This is a genomic window from Paraburkholderia atlantica, assembly GCF_009362785.1.
Lineage (GTDB): Bacteria > Pseudomonadota > Gammaproteobacteria > Burkholderiales > Burkholderiaceae > Paraburkholderia > Paraburkholderia atlantica.
On sequence record NZ_WHNQ01000019.1, the window covers coordinates 103127 to 123070 of the forward strand.

A 19944-nucleotide genomic window follows, 5' to 3' on the forward strand; every position below is an offset into this window, starting at 1 on the left:
GGGCCTATGACGCATGCCCGGAATCCGCGAGACACTTGCCCACCTTGTCTTTTTCGAGCGGTGACCGGTGCAATCCAATCGCAATAAAACTCCGAGTGACGAGGAAATGTGTGTTATTTTGTGGCTTTGTGACGGCCCCAACTTGGCGCGCCGTTACACCTCGCGCCCCTTTTTGTTTTTGTCACCCTGGTCGCCTATGTATCCGTTGCTACGTCGTGCCGAGATTTTGCGGATCGCCCAGTCGCAGGGCACCACCTCGATTGCCCAGCTCGCCGAGGCGCTCGCCGTATCGGACGAAACGATCCGGCGCACCGTCAAGCCGCTGATCGAGGAGGGCCTGCTGATCAAAGTGCACGGCGGCGTAATGCTGCCCAGCCATCTGGAAGAGTCGCCGTTCCGGCGGCGTATGCACGAGCACCGGGCGGAAAAAGACATCGTCGCGCAGCAGATTTGCGAACTCGTGCAAGACGGCGACTCACTGATCCTCGACAGCGGTACGACCTGCACGCACATCGCCCAGGCGCTGCGCAGCCGCTCCCGGCTCACGGTGATCACCAACTCCGCCGCCATCGCCAGCCTGCTCGCGCAGCACAACGGCAATCGCGTGTTCATGGCGGGCGGCGAGCTTTGCGCGGACGACGCCGCCGCGCTCGGCGAGCCGGTGCTCGCCTACATCCGGCAGTTTCACGTCAAGTACGCAATCGTCTCGGTGACGGCCGTGGATGGTGCCGGACGCTTCATGGACGCACAGCCGTGGGATGTCGAGTTCACGCGTGCCGCGTTCGGACAAGCGCGGCGGCGGGTCGTCGTCGCCGTGCACGCCAAGTTCGAGCACAGCGCGCTGGTGCGCGCGATGAACGCCGACGAGATCGACGTGCTGGTCACCGATGCGCCGCTCGACGCGCACTATGCGCAGATCTTCGCCGCGGCACGCGTCGAGGTGCGGTATCCGGGCAGCGCGGCCGCGCCGATGACCGTTGCCCTCGCAGAAGGGACGGAAGGACCGGACGAGGCAGCGCACCGCTCGCCCCCGCGCGGTCTGTCCGACGCGACTTGCCATGCATCCAGCGACGCCAGCGCCGACGATGCGCACGGAGAGCCACACCATGCTCGATAACCGCTCAGCTGGGCCCGTGCCCGCTTCATTGAACCCGAACCGCCGGCTCGCGATCGAGCGCATCGACTACATCGTCCAAAGCCTCGAGGCGAGCGGCTCGGTCAGCGTCGCGGACCTCTCGGCGACGCTCGGCGTGTCGCGCGAAACGATCCGCCGCGACCTGAAGATTCTCGCGGAACAGGGCCGCGCGAATCTCGTACACGGGGGCGCGTCGAAGCGGCCCGTCGCCGAACCGTCGCTGGCAAGCCGCGAGGCGGTCAACGCGCTGGGCAAGGCGGCCATTGGTGCCGCGGCCGCACGGCTCGTCGCCAACGGCATGGTCGTGCTGATCGATTCGGGTTCGACCACGCTGGGTCTCGCCGAGGCGCTGCAGCATCATCGCGACCTGACCGTGATCACCAACAGCCTGCCGATCGCACTGATGCTGTGCCGCGCGCCCGGCGTGAAAGTCGTCGTGCTCGGCGGCGACATCGACCCGAACGACGAGGCCGCTATCGGCGTCGAGACGATGACGGCGCTCAGCCATTTCCGCGTCGATCTGGTGTTTGTCGGCGTGGGCGGCATCTCGCCCGAAGGCGAATTCACCGACTACTCGCGGCTCGCCGCCGAGCAACGTCATCTGATGATGAAGTCGGGCAAGAAGGTTTACGTGCTCGCGGACCATAGCAAGTTCGAACAGCAGACGCCCGTGCTGATCGCGCCTGTGCCGCATATCGCCGGACTGATCGTCGACGCCGAGCCGCCCGCGGGCATCGTCCGCGCCTGCGCCGAACAGCGCTGGGAAGTCATCATCGCCAATCGCCACACCTAGCATGACGATGACGCTTCCCGTGTTCTTCGCCGTGCTGTCCGCCGCGCTTTTGCATGCGGGCTGGAACGCGGTGATCAAGGTGCGCCTCGATCCTTTTCTGGCGATGACCCTGCTGTGCATCGCCTGCGGTCTGATCGCGCTGCCGTCGCTAGCGTTCACCGGATTCGCTCGACCTGCCGCGTGGCCCTGGGTGGCGGGATCGGTGGCGCTTCATTTCGGTTACTACGTGTGTCTGAGCGAGGCATACCGTCGTGCCGACATGAGCCAGATCTACCCGATCGCGCGCGGCTCCGCGCCGCTGATGACCGCGCTCGTCTCCGTCACGATCTTGCACGAGACGATGAGCGCGGGCGGCGTTGCGGGGGTCGTGCTGCTCGGCAGCGGCGTGTTGCTGCTGTCGCTGCGCGGCCGCCATCACTCCGCATCGGAAAACCGTGTCGCGCTCGGCTTCGCGCTGCTCACGGCGGTGACGATCGCGGGCTACACGGTCGTCGACGGCGTGGGCGCGCGCGTCGCCGGCAATCCGAACTCATACGCCGCGACGCTGTTCGTGTTCGATGCGTTACCGATGCTGACGCTTTGCCTGTATCGCTACGGGCTGGCCGGCATGGCGCCGATGCGGCGTTTCCTGCTGCCGGGCTTCGCGGGCGGCGCGATGTCGCTCGCGGCGTACTGGATCGTGATCTGGGCGATGACCGTCGCTCCCATCGCCCTCGTTGCGGCAGTACGCGAGACGAGCGTGGTATTCGCTGGCTTCATCGCCGTGTATGTGCTCAAGGAGCCGTTCAGCCGCGTGCGTACCGCGGCCGCTACGTTGACGTTGGCCGGCCTTGCGCTGATGCGACTGTTCTAGGCGTGCTCTTCGGCGCTGAAGGCGGCGCACCGGCCTCCTGAGCAGTGACGCAACCGGCCGCGCCTGTCACTCAATCGGCGCCGGCTACCACCCCCCGCCCCTCCACGCCTCCCACTGCGGGTTTGTCCCGAGCGGAGGCCGCTTCCCCATATCCATCACGGACTTCGCCAACTTCCAGGCGGCGTTTCGCGTGTCCGACCGGAATGTGGCATTTTTTGGCATCTTGACTGTTTTTGTTGCAGCTCCTAGAGTGGGTCTCACGCACTTGCGCAGTACCCAAATCGACCCACAAGGAGACATCGATGACCGGTTCCACGTATGCATCGCCGGCTTGTTCCGAAACTGGCGATCCACTGTTGCTGACCCCAGGACCACTAACGACGTCACGCACCGTCAAGGCCGCGATGATTCACGACTGGGGCTCGCGCGACGCCAACTTCATCGAGATCAACCGCTCGGTTCTCGCGCGCCTTGCCGCGATCGCCAATGGCGCGCGCGACTGGGTGACGGTACCGATGCAGGGCTCGGGCACCTTCGCCGTCGAGGCGATGCTCACCACCTTCGTGCCGCCCGGCGGCGAGGTGCTGGTGCTGATCAACGGTGCGTATGGCAAGCGTGCGAAGCGCATCCTCGAAATCGCCGGCCGCAAGACCGTCGTGCATGAAACGGCCGAGGACACGCCGCCCGATCTCGCCGAGATCGACAAGGTGCTGGCCGCCTCGCCGTCGATCACGCATGTGTTCGCGGTTCACTGCGAGACCACCGCGGGCATTCTCAATCCGATCGCGCAGATCGGCGCGCTCGCGGCCCGCTACGGCAAGGGCTATCTGGTCGATTCGATGAGCGCGTTCGGCGCGTTGCCGCTCGACGTGCAGACGATGCATATCGATGCGGTCGCCGCGTCGTCGAACAAGTGCATCGAAGGCGTGCCCGGTCTCGGCTTCGTGATCTGCCGACGTGAAGCGCTAGCCCGCACGCAGGGCAACGCGACTACGCTCGTGCTCGATCTGCACGAGCAATGGACCAACCTCGAAAAGACCAGCCAGTACCGCTTCACGCCGCCCACGCACGTGATCGTCGCGTTCCATCAGGCGCTGGAGGAATTCGATGCCGAAGGCGGCGTTGCGGGGCGCGGCGCGCGCTATCGCAACAACTGCCGGATTCTCGTCGAAGGCATGCGCGCGCTCGGCTTCAAGCCGCTGCTGGCTGAAGCGCTGCAGGCTCCGATCATCGTGACCTTCCACATGCCCGAGGACCCTCGCTTCGAATTCCAGCGCTTCTACGACAGCCTGAAGGCGCGCGGCTATGTGATCTATCCGGGCAAGCTCACCGTCGCGGACTCGTTCCGCATCGGCTGCATCGGCCGGCTCGGCGAGCGCGAGATGCGCGCCGCGCTCAGTGCGATCAGCGAGGTGCTCGATGAAATGGGCATTAACGCGCCGGTCGCGAAAACGGCTTGAGGGGGACATCATGAGTACGCTGCAAGACACGGTGCTGAGCATCAATGGCCGCGACTATCGCTTTCCGGCGGAGCCGGTCGTCGTGATCTGCCTCGACGGTTCGGAGCCCGCCTATATCGAGGAAGCCGCGAAGGCCGGGCACGCGCCGCATCTCGCGAAGCTGCTGCGCACGGGCACGAGCCGCATCGCCCAATGCGTGATTCCGAGCTTCACGAACCCGAACAATCTGTCGATCGTCACAGGCCGTCCGCCCAAGGTGCACGGCATCGTGGGCAACTACTTCTACGACCGCGCGAGCGGCGAAGAAGTGATGATGAACGACGCCCGCTTCCTGCGTGCGCCGACGATCTTCGCGGCGTTCCACGACGCCGGTGCGAAGGTCGCCGTCGTCACCGCGAAGGACAAGCTGCGCACGCTGCTCGGCAAAGGGCTCGACTTCACGAGCGGCCGCGCGATCGCCTTTTCGGCTGAAAAGGCCAACGAGGCGACCCGTGCACAGAATGGCCTCGGCGACGTGCTCGCCTACGTCGGCAAGCCGCTGCCGGATGTGTATTCGGCGGACCTGTCCGAGTTCGTGTTCGCGGCGGGCGTCAAACTGCTCGACACGTTCCGGCCTGACCTGATGTACCTGTCGACGACGGACTACGTGCAGCATAAGGCGGCGCCGGGCTCGCCCAAAGCCAACGAGTTCTACGCGATGTTCGACCGCTACGTCGGCGCGCTCGATGCGGCAGGCTGCGTGCTGGCGATCACCGCCGATCACGGCATGAACGGCAAACATCGCGCGGATGGCGCGCCCGACGTGCTGTACCTGCAAGACCTGTTCGACGGATGGACAGGCAAAGGCCGCTCGCGCGTGATTCTGCCGATCACCGATCCGTACGTCGCGCATCACGGGGCGCTCGGCTCTTTCGCCACCATCTATCTGCCCGATGGGATCGCCGCGGCCGACGCAGCGGCGCTGCTCGAACGGCTGCGCGGGACCGAAGGCATCCAGCTCGCGCTGACGAGCGCCGACGCCTGCGAGCGCTTCGAGCTGCCGCCCGACCGTATCGGCGACGTCGTCGTGGTCGGCACACGCGCCAAGGTATTCGGCACGAGCGCCGCGCGTCACGACCTGTCGGGACTCACCGAGCCGTTGCGTTCGCATGGCGGGCTATCGGAACAGAACGTGCCGCTGATCGTCAACCGCAGAACCGACTGGCCAGCGGACCGCGCGCTGCGCAACTTCGACATCTTCGATGTCGCGCTGAACCACGTAACGCAAGGCGCCGCGGCATAACGCGTCGATCACAACAACCCGCGCGCTCCGCTTGTCGCGGCGGCCTGCGGGCTCCACCGGATCATTGAACGAGGTATTCGATGAACGTCATGACCAAACCCGCCTTCAGGCAGGAATCGATGCGCATCGCCGGCCAGCACACGACCACCGACGAGCTGATCGAAGTCTTCAACCCGTACACGAACGAGGTCGTCGGCACCGTGCCCGCGGGTCGTCCCGAACACGTGCAGCAGGCGTTCGCGAAAGCGCACGCATTCAAGCCGCGGCTCACGCGCTTCGAGCGTCAGCGCATCCTGCAGCGCACGGCCGAGATGCTGAGCGAGCGCAAGGAAGACTTTGCACGCCTGATCACCGCGGAGTCGGGGCTGTGCTGGAAGGATGGTCTTTACGAGGCGAGCCGCGCCTACGACGTGTGGTCGTTCGCGGCGCAGCTCACGATCAAGGATGACGGCGAGGTCTATTCCTGCGATATCAGCCCGAACGGCAAGAACCGCAAGATTTTCACGACGCGGCTGCCGCTGCTCGGCGTGATTTCGGCGATCACGCCGTTCAATCATCCGCTGAACATGGTGAGCCACAAGCTCGCGCCCGCGATCGCGACCAACAACCGGGTGGTGCTGAAGCCCACCGAGCTCACGCCGCTCACCGCGCTCGCGCTTGCCGACGTGCTCTATGAAGCGGGCCTGCCGCCGGAAATGCTGAGCGTCGTCACCGGCAATCCGCGCACGATGGGCGATGCGATGATCACCGATCCGCACTGTGATCTCGTCACGTTCACAGGCTCCGTGCGAGTCGGCAAATACATCGCGCAGCACGCGGGCTATCGCCGCACGGTGCTGGAACTCGGCGGCAACGATCCGCTGATCGTGATGGAGGACGCCGATCTCGACAAGGCCGCGCAGCTCGCGGTAACCGGTGCGACGAAAAATTCGGGGCAGCGCTGCACGGCGGTCAAGCGGATTCTCGTGGTGCAAAGCGTGGCCGACGCGTTTGTCGAGCGCGTGCTCGTGCATGCGAAAAAGCTCAAGTGCGGCGATCCGATGGACCCGTCCGTCGACGTGGGCACCGTCATCAACGAGGCCTCCGCGCAACTGTTCGAGCGACGCGTGGCCGACGCGCAGGCCCACGGTGCCCAGGTGCTTTACGGCGCGCCGCGCCAAGGCGCGCTGTTCCATCCGACCGTCGTCGACCATGTGCCGTACGACTGCGAGCTCGTGCGCGAAGAGACCTTCGGCCCGGTAATCCCGCTCATCCGCGTGCCCGATGCGATCGAAGAAGTGATCCGGGTTTCGAACTCGACCGCGTATGGCCTTTCGTCGGGCGTCTGCACGAACCGGCTCGACTACATCACGCGCTTCGTCAGGGAGCTGGAAGTCGGCACCGTGAACGTGTGGGAAGTGCCCGGCTATCGCACGGAGATGTCGCCGTTCGGCGGCATCAAGGATTCAGGCAATGGTTACAAGGAGGGCATGGTCGAGGCAATGAAGAGCTACTCGAATGTGCGGACCTGGTCGATGCCCTGGGAGTGACCGTCCGCTCGACCAGGTGAAATGCTGACCTCATCCGAACTCAACGCAAGGAAGGATGGATATGAAAACTCGTCTGATCGCCCTGGCCGCCTGCGCGCTCGCCATGGCAACGCCCCCCCTCTACGCACAGTCCGACGTCGTGACCCTCTATGCCGCGGATGGTTTGCACGACGGTTCGCCGAGCTGGTTCGGCAACCAGTTCGAAGCCTTCACGAAGGCGACCGGCATCAAGGTGCAGTACATCGAGGCCGGCTCGAGCGGCGTGGTGGACCGGCTGAGCAAGGAGAAGTCGAACACCCAGGCGGACGTGCTCGTCACACTGCCGCCCTTCATGCAGAAAGCCGCGGCTGACGGTCTGTTGCAGTCCTATTCGCCGGCGGGCGCCGACAAGATCGAGACGCGCGACAAGGACCCGAAAGGCCTGTACTACGCGATGGTCGGTAACTATCCGAGCTTCATCTACAACTCGGCGGTGCTGAAGAGCCCGCCCAAGACCTACGCCGACCTGCTCGCACCGCAGTTCAAGCAGAAGATCCAGTACTCGACGCCGGGTCAGGCCGGCGACGGCACGGCGCTGATGCTGCAGACCTTCCACGCGTTCGGTGGCAAGCCGGCCGGCTTCGACTATTTGCGCAAGCTGCAGACCAACAACCTCGGGCCGTCCGCGTCGACCGGCAAGCTGACGGCGCTCGTCAACAAAGGCGAGCTCTTCGTGGCCAACGGCGATATGCAGATGAACCTCGCGCAGATGCGCGAGAACCCCAACGTCGCGATGTTCTTCCCGGCCGGTCCCGACGGCCGCCGCACCACCTTTGCGTTGCCCTACTACGTCGGCCTCGTGGCGAACGCGCCGCATGCCGGCAATGGCAAAAAGCTGATCGATTTCCTGTTGAGCGCGCCAGCGCAGCAGGAAGTCAGCAAGGTCGCCTACGGCTTCCCGGTGCGCACGGATGTGCATCCGACGGACAGCAACTTCCAGGCGTTGAACACGATGCTGAAGGGCGTCGACATCTGGCAACCCGATTGGAACCAGGTGCTCCAGGAGCTGCGTCCCGACGTGGCCGCCTACAACCAGGCGATTTCCATCGACTAACCCAGCTACCGACGAGCGACTAATGGCAAACACCATGACCATGGAACGGGGGCCGCAGCGGCGCGCCTCCACTGCCCCGAGCGTCATCGCGCACGGAGCGAGCGGCATCGGTTTCGAAGGCGTGTCGGTGGCTTACGGCAGCCAGACCATTCTGGAGTCCCTGACGCTGACCGTGAAGCCCGGCGAAATCGTCGCGCTGATCGGCCCGTCCGGCTCCGGCAAGACGACCGCGTTGCGCGCCGTCGCCGGCTTCGTGCAGCCGAGCGCCGGGCGCATCACCATCGGCGATCGCGACGTGACCCGGCTGCCGCCGTACGCACGCAACATCGGCATGGTGGTGCAGAACTACGCGCTGTTTCCCCATATGCGCGTCGAGGACAACGTCGCCTTCGGGCTGCGTGCCCGTGGCGCGGACGCCGAGGTGATTCGCGAACGCGTGCCCGAGTGCCTCGGCCTCGTCGGTATGGCGAAGTACGCGAAGCGCTATCCGCGCGAGTTGTCGGGCGGTCAGCAGCAGCGCGTGGCGATCGCCCGCGCGCTCGCGATCCGTCCGCAGGTGCTGCTGCTCGACGAGCCGCTCTCGGCGCTCGACGCGCAGATCCGCCGCTCGATGCTCGACGAACTCGCGAAGCTGCACCGTACGCTGCCGTCGCTCACGGTGCTGTACGTGACGCACGACCAGACCGAGGCGCTGACGCTCGCAAACCACATCGGCATCATGCGCGACGGCCACCTGGTCGCTTACGGCGACGCGCAAGGGCTCTATCGTCATCCGCCGAACCGCTTCGCCGCCGAGTTCCTCGGCCGCGCGAACGTGCTGCCGGCACAGCAGCTCGAACCGATGGACGACGGGCGCGCACGCGTGCGCTTTCATAGCCAGCCGCTCGAAGGCTGCAACCACCACGGACTCGCGGCCGGCGCCGCCTGCTTCGTGTGCGTGCGGCCGCACCATCTGCAGTTCGCTGCGGGCGGCGGTGAGCGAGGCGGCGATGGGCGACGCCTGAACCAACTGACAGGGGTCGTCGTCAGCGTGCAGTGGCTCGGCGAAATGCACAGCATCGTGCTCGATGTCGAAGGCGAGCTGCTGCGGCTCACCTGCGCGCCGCTCGCGGAGCCGCCAGAGCCGGGCACTGCGCTCAGCGTACGTTTCGATCCCGCGGATGTCACTCTCGTACCGGAGGCTGAACGTCATGGCTGATATCGTCATCGCGCCGCCGGCACGCGCGCGTGCGCCGGCCGCGGGGCTAGGCGGCCTGTGGATCGCGCCGCCGCTCGCGGTGCTCGCCGCGCTGTTCTTTTACCCGTTCGGGCTGATCGTCGTACAGGCGCTGGGCGGCGACCAGCATGTGCTGTCGTTCGCGAACTTCGAGCACGTGCTGCGCTCGCGCCAGTTCCTGAGCGGTCTCTATCACACGATCGCGATCGCAGTATCGGCCTCGGCGGGATGCCTCGTGCTCGGCTTCGTGTTCTCGCTCGTGATCGCGTTCGTGCCGTTTCCGGGCGCGCGTTTCGTGGGCCGGCTCATCGATACGTTCATCGCGCTTCCCACCTTCCTCGTCGCGCTCGCGTTCACGTTCGTGTACGGTTCGGCCGGACTGCTGAACCAGTCGCTGATGGAGATGTTCCATCTGCCGCTGCCGCCGCTGAACTTCCTGTACACGCAATGGGGTGTCGTGCTGTCGGAGATCACGGTCTATACACCGTTCATCATGCGTCCGTTGCTCGCGTGCTTCTCGCAGATCGACAGTGCTCAGATCGAGATGGCGGGCAGCCTCGGCGCGCGGCCGCTGCGCATCATCCGGCAGATCATCCTGCCCGCCGCGTTGCCTGCGCTGTTGGCGGGCGGCAGCCTGTGTCTGCTGTTGACCGTCAACGAGTTCGGCATCGTGCTCTTCATCGGCGCGAAAGACGTGATCACGTTGCCGCTGCTGATTTACGACAAGGCGATCCAGGAATTCGACTACACCACCGCGTGTGTGATCGCCGTCGTCAATATCGCGCTGTCGCTCGGGCTTTATGCCTGCTACCGCGCCGTCGTGTCACTTTGCGGAGGTCGCCGTGCTGCTCTGGGCTAAATGGGGTAAGTGGCTGACGTGGAGCGGCACGGCGTTGCTGTTCTGCGCAGTCTACGGGCTGCCGGTCGCGATGATCGCGCTCGCCAGCATCAGCGGACAGTGGAACGGTATCCTGCCGAGCCACCTGACACTCGAGCATTACGCGCGGGTGCTGCATACCGATTCGGCGAGCCAGTTGCGAGTGAGCGTGCTGACCGGCGTGGTCGCGAGCGTCGCGGCGCTCGTCAGCGGCACGTGGGCCGCACTCGCGCTGCGCCGCATCAAAGGCCTGCCGCGCCGCGTGCTCGACGTGGTCTTCTTCGTGCCGAGCGCGGTGCCGTCGGTCTCGATCGGGCTCGGCTTGCTGGTCGCATTCAGCCGGCCGCCGGTGTTGCTCAACGGCACGGCGACGATCGTCTTCATCGCGCACTTCCTGCTGATCTCGGCGTTCACCTACGGCAACGTGGCGGCCGGGCTTGCGCGGGTCGCGCCGGAATACGGCGAGGTGGCCCAGAGCCTCGGCGCCCGGCCGCTCTACCAGCTCTCGCGCGTGACGCTGCCGCTCGTCGCACCGTACCTGCTCGCATCGTTCAGCCTGAGCTTCGCACTGTCGATGGGCGAACTCGGTGCGACGCTGATGATCTATCCGCCGGGCTGGGTCACGCTGCCGGTGGGCATCTTCGCGCTGTCCGACCGCGGTGCGATCTTCGACGCCGCGACGCTCACGATGATCCTCGGTATCGGCACGCTCGCGGTATTGATGGGGCTCTCGCGCATCTCGAACCGTGCAATGGTGCGTGGATGACGGTGTCCCTGAGCGTCAGGGAAAGAGCCGCGATCTGACGCTCGCCGTCACACCGGCGCAGATGCCGGAGGCGCCGTGGATACTCGAGGAGGCAATCGCGGCGGGCGCTGAGCGGGCCTGAAAGATGCGCACGACAAAAAACATAAAGGGAGGTGCCAGATGATCATGATCGTGCTTCATCTCGCGGGTGGCGTCGCGCTGCTGACGTGGGGCCTTCATATGGTCGAGTCCGGCCTGATGCGCGCGTTCGGCGCCTCGCTCAAGCGCTTCATGGCCAAGAGTCTCGGCAACCGGTTGAACGCGTTCTGCGCCGGGCTCGCAATCACCGGCGCGCTGCAAAGCAGCACGGCGACCGGCATGATCGCGTCGTCGTTCGCGGCACGCGGCTTGATGCGGCCTGTTACCGGCCTCGCCATCATGCTGGGGGCCAACGTCGGCTCGACGCTGATCGTGCAGGCGTTCTCGCTCGATCTGAGCTGGATCTCGCCGGTGTGTCTGCTGGTTGGCATGACGCTCTTCGAGAGGGGCAAAGGCTCGCGCAATCGTGATATCGGCCGCGCGTCGATCGGGCTCGGCCTGATGTTGCTTGCGCTCACGCTCCTCGTCTCGACCGTGCAGCCCGCCGAGACCGCCCCTGCCCTGCGCACGGTGCTCGGCGCGCTGGCAGGCGAGCCGGTGCTGAACGCGGCGCTCGCGTGCGTGCTCACGTGGGCCGCGCATTCGAGTATTCCGGTCGTACTGTTCGTGATGTCGCTCGCCAACCTGCATACCGTGCCGATGGACACGGCGATCGCGATGGTGCTCGGCGCGAACATCGGCAGCGCGCTCAACCCGTATTTCGAGGCCGCGAAGGGCGCTGACCGCAGCCGCAGGCGTCTGCCGGCCGGCAACCTCGTGCTGCGAGGCGGTGTGTGCCTGCTGATGCTCGCCGCGTGCTCGCCGCTCGCAACGTTGCTGCAGCAGGTCTACGGTAGCCCCGCCCGTGCGATCGCCGACTTCCACACGGGCGTGAACGTGGCGATCGCCGTGGCTTTCATGGGGCTGCTCGCGCCTGTCGCGCACCTTCTCGAACGGCTGCTGCCGGCGCCGGGCGCCGCTGAAAACGGCGACGCGCCGCGCTACCTCGACGAAGCTGCGCTGCGGGTGCCCTCGCAGGCGCTCGCATGCGCGACCCGCGAATTGATCCGGATGGGCGATATCGTCGAAGCGATGCTGTGTGCGAGCGTGCCGGTGCTGATCGCGAATGACCGGCGCGCGGTGCACGAGATCGCGGCCCGCGACGATGCGGTGGATATGCTGCACGATGCGATCAAAAGCTACGTGACCGAGGTCACGCGCGAGTCGCTCGACGACGAAGACCGGCGCTGGGCCAATGCGATCATGACCTCCGTGATCAACCTCGAACATATCGGCGATATCGTCGACAAGAATCTGATGGAGCTCGCGCAGAAAAAGATCAAGGCACAGGTGAGCTTTTCGGCTGAAGGCGCCGAGGACTTGCGCGCGCTGCACCAGTTGGTGATCGACAGTTTTCACCGGGCTCAGGCGCTGCTCGTGTCGGGAAGAACGCAGACCGCCGAGCAACTGCTCGAGGACAAACAGGCGCTGCGGCGCCTTGAACGCGCCGCGCGGGACGCTCATCTCGACCGCCTGCGCGAGGGCAAGCCCGACAGCATCGCGTCGAGCTCATTGCATCTCGACGTGCTGCGCGATCTGGTGCGGATTCAGTCGCACATTTGCGCGCTCGCTTATCCGCTGCTCGAGCGCGAGGCAGCTAACGATGGCGATGCGCAGGTCGCGTGAGGCGAAGCACGGCGTTTGCGCTACCAAACTTCATTGAGCGACGACGACATTCGCCGCGTCGCGAGCATACTGCGTCGGCGGGAGTCCGACATGACGCGTGAACGCGACGCTGAATGCGCTCGCCGAGCTGTAGCCGACACGTTCCGCGACCGCCGCGATGCTGACTTCGTTCTGGCGCAGCAGGTTCTTGGCGATAGCCATGCGCCACGACAACAAATACTCCATCGGTGCGACGCCAACCGCGCGGCTGAATCGATCGAAGAATGAGGACCGTGAAAGCGCGGCGGCTTTTGCGAGTTGTGCGATCGTCCAGGGCTGGTGCGGGCTTTCGTGCATATGACGGATGGCGAGCGCGAGACGGGGATCGGCAAGGCCACGGACCAGTCCGGGCGATGCCCCGGTTCCCGTGGCTCGCAACGCTTCGATGAAGAGCACCTCGAGCAGTCGCGCCAGCACGACCTCGCGCGCCGGCCGCTGCGCGCGCGACTCTTCCCTCACGAGCTTGACGAGTGTCGCAAGCCTGCGTTCACCGCGCACGTGCACGAGCTTGGGCAACAGCGACACAAGCAAGGCCGCATCCGGCGACCCGAACGCGCACAGGCCAGCAAGCCATTGCGCTTGTGGCGCGAGCGCTGCATCGCCGAAACGAAAACTGCCGTCGGGCAGCGCCGTGGGCGCGTTATTGGAGACGTCGTCATCGTCGGGCGGATCGATGCTCGTCATCGTGAAACTGAAAACTTCGGGCACGAGCACGAAATCATCGGCCTGAAGAATCAGCGGCTCGCAACCATTGACGGATAGTCGCAGCGATCCTTCGAGCACCACGCAATAGAACGGCTGGCCCACTTCCGTGCGGCTCGCGCGCCAGCGCCCGGCGCCGCTGAGCACTTTCGAAAACGTGGGAGTCGGCTTGAGCAGTGTGACGATTTCGGCGAGCGGGTCGATCATGATCGGACGATTTCGAATGAAACCTGGACGCTCGATTGTAGCGAGTCCTGGCGGTCAGGACTTATTGTGTCGGGACTGTCATCAACCACAGGATTCGACATGAAGACCGTCTTGATTACCGGTTGCTCGTCCGGCTTTGGCCTCGAAATCGCGCGTTATTTTCTGGATCGCGACTGGCGCGTGATCGCGACGATGCGCACGCCACGCGAAGACGTGTTGCCGCGCTCCGATCGTCTTTCGATTCTCGCCCTCGATGTGAAGGACCCGCAAAGCATTCGCGCGGTCATCGATGCAGCAGGCCGGATCGACGTGCTCGTCAACAATGCGGGTATCGGCTTTCTGAACGCGCTCGAAGGAACGCCGATGGACACCGTGCGAGATATCTTCGAGACCAATACGCTCGGCACCATCGCGATGGCGCAGGCCGTGTTGCCGCAGTTCCGCGAGCGCCGCGAAGGCGTGATCATCAATGTGACGTCGACCGTCACGTGCAGACCGCTGCATCTGCTGTCGGTCTACACCGCGAGCAAGTCCGCGGTCAACGCGTTCAGCGAATCGCTCGCGCTCGAACTGGAGCAGTTCAATGTGCGCGTGCGTGTCGTGCTGCCGGGGCGCGCGCCTTCCACCCGCTTCGGCGAAAACGCGCGGGCTCGCATGAAAGACGGATTTCCCGAGCCGTACGACCCGCTCGCGCAGCAGATTTTCGCGAAGTGGGAAAAAGAAACGGCCGTCACGCATGCATCGGATGTCGCCGAAGCGGTTTGGCTCGCTGCGACCGATTCATCGAGCCCGTTCAACATCCCCGCCGGCGAGGACGCTGTCGAGTGGTACCACGCGCGCGCCAGATAGCCCGCCGGGCAAACATCGTCGCGGTCTTCACCTCGCGGCATTTAGCAGACCCATCAGTTCATCCGGCGAGATGCTGTCGTTGTCGATCGCATCGACAACGACCTTCTGGTCCGGATTGGACTGCTGATCGCCAGTGACGGCGTGGATGCGAAACGGCACGGCGAGGATCATGACCTCCGTGCTGGGCGCAGCTTGCAAACTCATGGCCGTAACCTGCGCACCGAGTTGCTTTGCCATTGACTCGATCGACTCAGGGCTATGCGCGTTGACAACACCAATAACCATGCCACTGCCGGCGAGCTCGCGGCCAAGCGCCGCTGCGAGTTTTCCGGGGTCGATAGTTGAATACGTCATGGTGCATTCCTTCCGATGCCGGACTCAAATCCGCGCGTGACCCTCAAACCTGGCCTATGCCACCGTCGTTCATCAAATCCGCCCCCGTCATATAGGAACTCTGTTCGGAGGCGAGAAAGAGCGCCGCGTTGGCCATCTCGTCGGCCCGGGCGAGTCGGCCGATCGGGACCATGCTCTTGTACATGCTCACCAGATCCTCGCGTGTCGCCGACTGGGAGTCGAGTATTGGGGTGTCGGTGACACCGGGGCTAAGCATGTTGACGCGAATGCCGCGATCCTTGAATTCGGCGGCCCAGGTGCGGGCATAGGAACGCAACGCGGCCTTGGTCGCCGCGTAGGCGGTGTGCCCTGGGATGCCCATCACGTGCATCGCCGAAGACACCAGGATGATCGACCCGCCACCCGTCATCATCGGCAGCAGCTTCTGGACCAGAAATACCGGGCCGCGCGCCATCAGGTTGAATGCCTTGTCGAAATGCTCGGGCGTGATGGTGTCGATCGAAGCCTGCTCGGTAAAGCCCGCGTTCGACACGATGATGTCGACGACACCTTTTTCGTCCCTGACTGCGGCAGCGACATGATCGAGGTCATCGAGATTCGCGGCGTCCGCCTTAATAGCGGTAACGTTGCGTCCGATCAGTTTGACGGCCTCGTCGAGCGAGCCTTGGCGACGGCCGAAGATAAAGACGTGGGCGCCTTCAGCGACGAATCGCTGGGCGATCGCCAAGCCGATACCCGTCGTTCCGCCGCTAATGACAGCGGTCTTGCCTGCGAGAGCATTCATTGAAACTTCCGTCGGTTGTTGAATGGAAGTCACATCGTAATTGCGGCCCCCACGAATGATAATCGGCGGATTTATCATAAGATCCATTCACCGAGAGAATAGGTCCCACGAGAGAAATGCAATGGATCGGTTTCACGAATTGAATGCCTTCTTCGCGGTTGTCGAAGCGGGCGGCTTTTCCGCCGCGGCGCGCAGAACCGGCGAGTCACAGTCCGCCATCAGCAAGTCGATCGGCGCGCTGGAAAAGCGCCTCGGCGTACTGCTGTTCAACCGAAGCACACGCCGCGTGACTTTGACGGATCAGGGGCAGAGATACTACGAGCGGACCAAGCCGTTGCTGGACGAGATCGAGGTGGCCGACAGCGAACTGACCAGCAGTACGCTGGATGTCTCGGGCCTCGTGCGGATCGCCTCCGCTTCTACGTTCGGCCGCCTGCACGTTCTTCCGCTGATTCCCGAACTGCTGTCGCGCCATCCCGGTCTTCGGGTCGATCTTGTGTTGTCGGATTTCGTGCGCGATATGGTGGAGGATCGAATCGATCTCGCGATTCGAGTGGGCTCCATCAACGATCCGGATTCGGTCGTGAAGCGAATTGCCAGCACTCCGCTGGTCTGCGTCGGATCGCGTCGCTATTTCGAGCAATACGGTGTACCGAAGGAACCTGCGGAACTCGCCAATCACAATTGCCTGCTCTACGGTGGTCTGCTGGAGTCGGCGAACTGGCCGTTTCATGGGCCAAGTGGCCGGTTCAGCGTACCGGTGCGAGGCAACCTGTCGTCGAATAGCGTCGAGACGATCCGCTCGGCCGTGCTCGCGGGCGTGGGAATCGGCCTCTTCGCGAAGCTCTCGCTTGCCGACGAACTCAAGCATCCGGACATCGTGACCGTGCTGGACGATTTCATTCGGGACGCCCGTGATGTGAGCGTCATCTGGCCGCGGCGGCGTTTCGTGCCTGCGCGCGTGCGCCGGGTCACTGACTTTTTTGCGGCCGCGCTGCCGCAGCGCTTGTAGGAACGCTCCGGAGCGCACTTCAAACGCTATACGTCACGCAATGTTCGCTAGCGGCGCGCGGCGCGTGCCTGCGTCGCTCGACATCGACTCGCGCACGTGCCGCGCGAATTCCCGTGCCGCTGGCTGAACCGTCGCGGGCAAGCGCAGACAAATCGCGAACGGAGGCAGTGCTGGCAAGCCGCTTACGCGAGGTGCGAGCGTCTCAAGATCGGCCGGCACCGTGGAGGCGAGCCAGCTCGTGACCGCGAGGCCCGCGCGCACCGTGGCGGCGGTCGCCTCGATGTTTCCGCTCTCGAACACCGTGCGCCACGCAATGCCCTCGTCCGCGAGCGCGCCGAGCACCACCGGACGGAAAGCGCAACGCTCGTCTACCATCGACAGCGGCAACGGCCGCTTCTGCCACGCCTCACTGCCGCGCCCCTTGACCCACACCAAAGGCTCGATGCAGACCACTTCGCCTTCGGCTTCACTGGCGACATATTCGACCAAAGAAACGTCCAAGCGACCACTCTTCACCGCTTCGCTCAGTTCCGACGACGCCGCGCACGTCAACGTAATTTCGACGTGCGGATGCGCGTCGGCGAATGCCTTCATCGCGGGCGCAAGCCGCGTCACGAGATCGTAAGGCACGCCCACCCGCAAGGCGCCGCGCAACGGCTGGGCGGTCATGTCGGCCCAGATTTCATCGTTCAACCGAAGCAGCTTGCGCGCCTTCACGAGAAACTGCTCGCCCTGGCGCGACAGTTCCAGCCGGCGCGTCTTGCGAACGAACAGCAGGCAATCCAGCACTTCTTCGAGGCGCTTCACCTGCTGGCTCACCGCGCCTTGCGTCATGTGCAGCAGATTCGCAGCGACCGTCATGCTGCCGCTATCGGCGACGGCAACGAAGGTGCGGATCAGATCGAGGTCGAGGTTTCGGCTCATCTATGCATTATGTCTCGTAATGTGCCGCATCAATATTATTAGCTTTTACGATGCTTTGACGATCCGTACAGTGCAAATTCTTTCACTTCGAATCTGCACCGATGACCTCGATACTGCCGCTTCTGCTCTTCGTCGCCGTCGCAACCGCGACGCCCGGTGGCGCGACCACGCTCGCCACCGCCTCGGGCGCACGCTTCGGCTTCGTACGCTCGATACCGCTGATGCTCGGCATCGCTCTGGGCCTCGCGTTGCTCGCTGCGCTCGCCGCGCTCGGCCTGGGCGGTCTGCTTCTCGCGCTGCCGTCGCTGCAAACGGCAGTGAAAGCGCTCGGCTCCGCGTATCTGCTATGGCTCGCGTGGCGCATTGCGCGCAGCGGGCCGCCAAACGCGGGCAACAGCCCCGCGCATCCGGTTACGCTCGTCAACGGTTTCCTGCTGCTCTGGCTCAATCCGAAAGGCTGGGCGATGACGGTTGGCGCGGCGGCGTCGTTCGCGCTGCTCGCAAACAACCCGAACCGCCTCGCGATGCTGCTCGGTGCAGCGTTCGGGGTGGCAGCGTGCGCTTCGCTCGCGTTGTGGTGCGCGCTCGGCGTGCTACTCGGGCGGCTCTTTCGGACCCCGAGCCACTGGCGCGTTCTCAATCTCGCGATGGGCGTGCTGCTCGCCGCATCCGTCATTCCGACCTGGAGATAAGCTCGAAGCCGCGTTCGTCGATGTGTCGAATCACTGGTCACTGCCCCCTTGCCGACGAGACCGATTCAAACGAACACCTTTCGCAGCCGACTCGGCTGAGAGCGAAGGTACTGGTTCGGCGCCCTGACTTGAGTCCCAAAGTGAGCGGCAGCGTGCCAGGGCCAGCGAGGGTTAAAGAGCACGGCCCGAGCAAGCGCGATCAGATCGGCGTCTCCGGTGCTGAGAATGGATTCGGCTTGTTCGAAGTCTGTGATCAGGCCGACGGCGACGACAGGGAGCGTCGTCGCCTGCTTCACTGCCCGCGCGAAGGGAACCTGGTAGCCAGGCCCGATCGGAATGTGCGCGGCTGGGTTCGAACCGCCACTTGAGACATTGATTGCGGCACAGCCTCTCTCCTCCAACGCGTGGACAAAAGCAATCGCGTCCTGCACGGACCACCCGCCGTCCACCCAGTCGGTAGCGGATACCCGCATCGTCACGGGGCGATCATGCGAAAACGCTTCTCGCACGGCTTCGAAAACTTCAAGTGGAAAACGCATCCGGTTTTCCAATGAACCGCCGTATTCGTCGTCCCTGTGATTTGACAGAGGCGAGAGGAATTGATGGAGCAGATAGCCGTGTCCACCAAGGACCTGAATGAAATTCAACCCCAACCGGGAGGCGCGCTGCGCTGCGGCCGAGAACGCGTCGCGAATGGCGGCCAGGCCATCGCGGTCCAAGGCGGCGGGTGGTGTCTCACCGGCGGCAAAAGCGACGGAGGATGGGCCGTAGGTGTGCCAACCATTCGCGTGATCATAGGGAATCTGTGCGCCGCCGTCCCACAGTTTCTGCCGAGACCCTTTTCGGCCAGCATGGTTGAGCTGAATTCCAATCGGCGTGTCAGACCACCGCCGAACGCCTTGAAGCACTCGTGCCATAGAGGCTTCGCAGTCGTCAGAATAGAGCCCGACGTCGCCATAGCTGGTGCGTCCGTCGGGGGTGACCGCCGTCCCCTCGATCGTGAGTGCCGCCGCACCTGAAAGCGCCAGTTGGCCGAGGTGAATCAGGTGCCAATCGTTCATCCGGCCGTCTTCGGCGGAGTACTGGGCCATCGGGGCGATCACGATCCGGTTGGCTAATTTCAGGTTGCCGACTCGGATCGGCATGAATAGCGTTGGCTGACTCATATCGACTCCTTGACTCAACGCCACCACAAACCAGGCTGACTCCGCGAATCTCGATGACCTCGACTAATGACGGCGATTTTCCCTGCGAGAGTGGACATGAAGATCTTCTGTCTGGTGATGGATGACAGCTAGATCGTAGTTGCAAGATAGGGGAGTGATAATTCGCAGATTCTTCATAAGGCCAATTCCTGACGAGAATAGATGGGAGCCCCGGGACGATCGGTGAATTGGCCGTTCTATGAACCGAAGCGTGTCAGTTGTAGCCAAGAACAGCGGCAGACGACACGTCGGGCCTCTCAGGCACATTCGAGGCGATCGTCGATACCGTCGATGCAAGAAACGTTCGGTACACGGAGCTAGATCGATTTTCGGAACCGTCCTTGCCGTTTCGAGCGCGCGTGGCACCAC

General features: G+C 64.3%; 20 protein-coding genes. 15 read left to right on the plus strand and 5 right to left on the minus strand.

Annotated elements, in window-relative coordinates:
- The first annotated feature begins 67 nt into the window (after positions 1–67).
- The 12 genes from GCT19_RS24820 to GCT19_RS24870 all read left to right on the plus strand — a co-directional run bounded on the left by GCT19_RS24820 (position 68) and on the right by GCT19_RS24870 (position 12807).
- Entirely contained in the window at positions 68–1117 is a 1050-nt protein-coding gene (locus GCT19_RS24820; RefSeq protein ID WP_321576867.1) for a DeoR/GlpR family DNA-binding transcription regulator, read from the plus strand.
- Positions 1107–1928 (plus strand): DeoR/GlpR family DNA-binding transcription regulator, encoded by an 822-nt coding sequence (locus tag GCT19_RS24825; RefSeq protein ID WP_152853377.1) that lies wholly within the window; start codon positions 1107–1109, stop codon positions 1926–1928. The genes GCT19_RS24820 and GCT19_RS24825 overlap by 11 nt, the downstream gene beginning before the upstream one ends.
- A gap of 1 nt (position 1929) precedes the next feature.
- A complete protein-coding gene (locus GCT19_RS24830) occupies positions 1930–2781 on the plus strand; it encodes an EamA family transporter (protein WP_018436719.1) in 852 nt (283 codons plus the stop codon).
- A 302-nt stretch (positions 2782–3083) separates the two neighbouring features.
- On the plus strand, positions 3084–4241 hold the full coding sequence (locus GCT19_RS24835) for a 2-aminoethylphosphonate--pyruvate transaminase (protein ID WP_152853378.1): 1158 nt from the start codon (positions 3084–3086) through the stop codon (positions 4239–4241).
- 10 nt (positions 4242–4251) lie between these two features.
- Complete coding sequence (gene phnA, locus GCT19_RS24840; RefSeq protein WP_152853379.1) at positions 4252–5523, plus strand: phosphonoacetate hydrolase; 1272 nt, start codon at positions 4252–4254, stop codon at positions 5521–5523.
- A gap of 80 nt (positions 5524–5603) precedes the next feature.
- Positions 5604–7052, plus strand: coding sequence for a phosphonoacetaldehyde dehydrogenase (gene phnY, locus GCT19_RS24845; protein ID WP_152853380.1), 1449 nt, complete (start codon positions 5604–5606; stop codon positions 7050–7052).
- A 61-nt stretch (positions 7053–7113) separates the two neighbouring features.
- Positions 7114–8145 carry a 2-aminoethylphosphonate ABC transporter substrate-binding protein gene (locus GCT19_RS24850; RefSeq protein ID WP_152853381.1) on the plus strand — a complete coding sequence of 344 codons (1032 nt, stop codon included), beginning with the start codon at positions 7114–7116 and terminating at the stop codon, positions 8143–8145.
- Positions 8146–8167: 22 nt separating this feature from the next.
- Positions 8168–9343, plus strand: a complete 1176-nt coding sequence (locus GCT19_RS24855) for an ABC transporter ATP-binding protein (protein WP_152853382.1) — start codon at positions 8168–8170, stop codon at positions 9341–9343.
- Positions 9336–10220, plus strand: coding sequence for a 2-aminoethylphosphonate ABC transporter permease subunit (locus tag GCT19_RS24860; RefSeq protein WP_152853383.1), 885 nt, complete (start codon positions 9336–9338; stop codon positions 10218–10220). The genes GCT19_RS24855 and GCT19_RS24860 overlap by 8 nt, the downstream gene beginning before the upstream one ends.
- The gene (locus GCT19_RS24865; protein WP_013094267.1) at positions 10204–11004 is read left to right on the plus strand and encodes an ABC transporter permease subunit; all 801 of its coding nucleotides are present in this window, start codon (positions 10204–10206) and stop codon (positions 11002–11004) included. Before GCT19_RS24860 ends, GCT19_RS24865 begins: the two co-directional genes overlap by 17 nt.
- Positions 10997–11125: a hypothetical protein gene (locus tag GCT19_RS44425; RefSeq protein ID WP_018436726.1), complete on the plus strand. Its 129-nt coding sequence runs from the start codon at positions 10997–10999 to the stop codon at positions 11123–11125. The genes GCT19_RS24865 and GCT19_RS44425 overlap by 8 nt, the downstream gene beginning before the upstream one ends.
- A gap of 38 nt (positions 11126–11163) precedes the next feature.
- Positions 11164–12807 carry a Na/Pi cotransporter family protein gene (locus GCT19_RS24870; RefSeq protein WP_152853385.1) on the plus strand — a complete coding sequence of 548 codons (1644 nt, stop codon included), beginning with the start codon at positions 11164–11166 and terminating at the stop codon, positions 12805–12807.
- Positions 12808–12837: 30 nt separating this feature from the next.
- Here the strand turns inward: GCT19_RS24870 and GCT19_RS24875 are convergent, their stop codons facing one another.
- Positions 12838–13755, minus strand: coding sequence for an AraC family transcriptional regulator (locus tag GCT19_RS24875; RefSeq protein WP_018436728.1), 918 nt, complete (start codon positions 13753–13755; stop codon positions 12838–12840).
- 99 nt (positions 13756–13854) lie between these two features.
- Between GCT19_RS24875 and GCT19_RS24880 the strand changes: the two genes are divergently transcribed.
- Positions 13855–14604 carry an SDR family oxidoreductase gene (locus GCT19_RS24880; RefSeq protein ID WP_018436729.1) on the plus strand — a complete coding sequence of 250 codons (750 nt, stop codon included), beginning with the start codon at positions 13855–13857 and terminating at the stop codon, positions 14602–14604.
- A 27-nt stretch (positions 14605–14631) separates the two neighbouring features.
- Here the strand turns inward: GCT19_RS24880 and GCT19_RS24885 are convergent, their stop codons facing one another.
- Positions 14632–14958, minus strand: a complete 327-nt coding sequence (locus tag GCT19_RS24885) for an NAD(P)-binding domain-containing protein (protein WP_152853386.1) — start codon at positions 14956–14958, stop codon at positions 14632–14634.
- A 43-nt stretch (positions 14959–15001) separates the two neighbouring features.
- Positions 15002–15742, minus strand: coding sequence for an SDR family NAD(P)-dependent oxidoreductase (locus GCT19_RS24890; RefSeq protein ID WP_152853387.1), 741 nt, complete (start codon positions 15740–15742; stop codon positions 15002–15004).
- Positions 15743–15863: 121 nt separating this feature from the next.
- Here GCT19_RS24890 and GCT19_RS24895 point away from each other — a divergent pair, with 121 nt between their 5' ends.
- Positions 15864–16754, plus strand: coding sequence for a LysR family transcriptional regulator (locus tag GCT19_RS24895; protein ID WP_152853388.1), 891 nt, complete (start codon positions 15864–15866; stop codon positions 16752–16754).
- A 33-nt stretch (positions 16755–16787) separates the two neighbouring features.
- Here GCT19_RS24895 and GCT19_RS24900 read toward each other — a convergent pair whose 3' ends face one another.
- Positions 16788–17678 carry a LysR substrate-binding domain-containing protein gene (locus tag GCT19_RS24900; protein ID WP_152853389.1) on the minus strand — a complete coding sequence of 297 codons (891 nt, stop codon included), beginning with the start codon at positions 17676–17678 and terminating at the stop codon, positions 16788–16790.
- Positions 17679–17779: 101 nt separating this feature from the next.
- Here GCT19_RS24900 and GCT19_RS24905 point away from each other — a divergent pair, with 101 nt between their 5' ends.
- The gene (locus GCT19_RS24905) at positions 17780–18370 is read left to right on the plus strand and encodes a LysE family translocator (protein ID WP_152853390.1); all 591 of its coding nucleotides are present in this window, start codon (positions 17780–17782) and stop codon (positions 18368–18370) included.
- Positions 18371–18435: 65 nt separating this feature from the next.
- On the opposite strand, the gene GCT19_RS24910 is transcribed toward GCT19_RS24905, so the two are convergent.
- Positions 18436–19536, minus strand: a complete 1101-nt coding sequence (locus GCT19_RS24910) for an NADH:flavin oxidoreductase/NADH oxidase (protein WP_152853391.1) — start codon at positions 19534–19536, stop codon at positions 18436–18438.
- Positions 19537–19944: the final 408 nt, after the last annotated feature.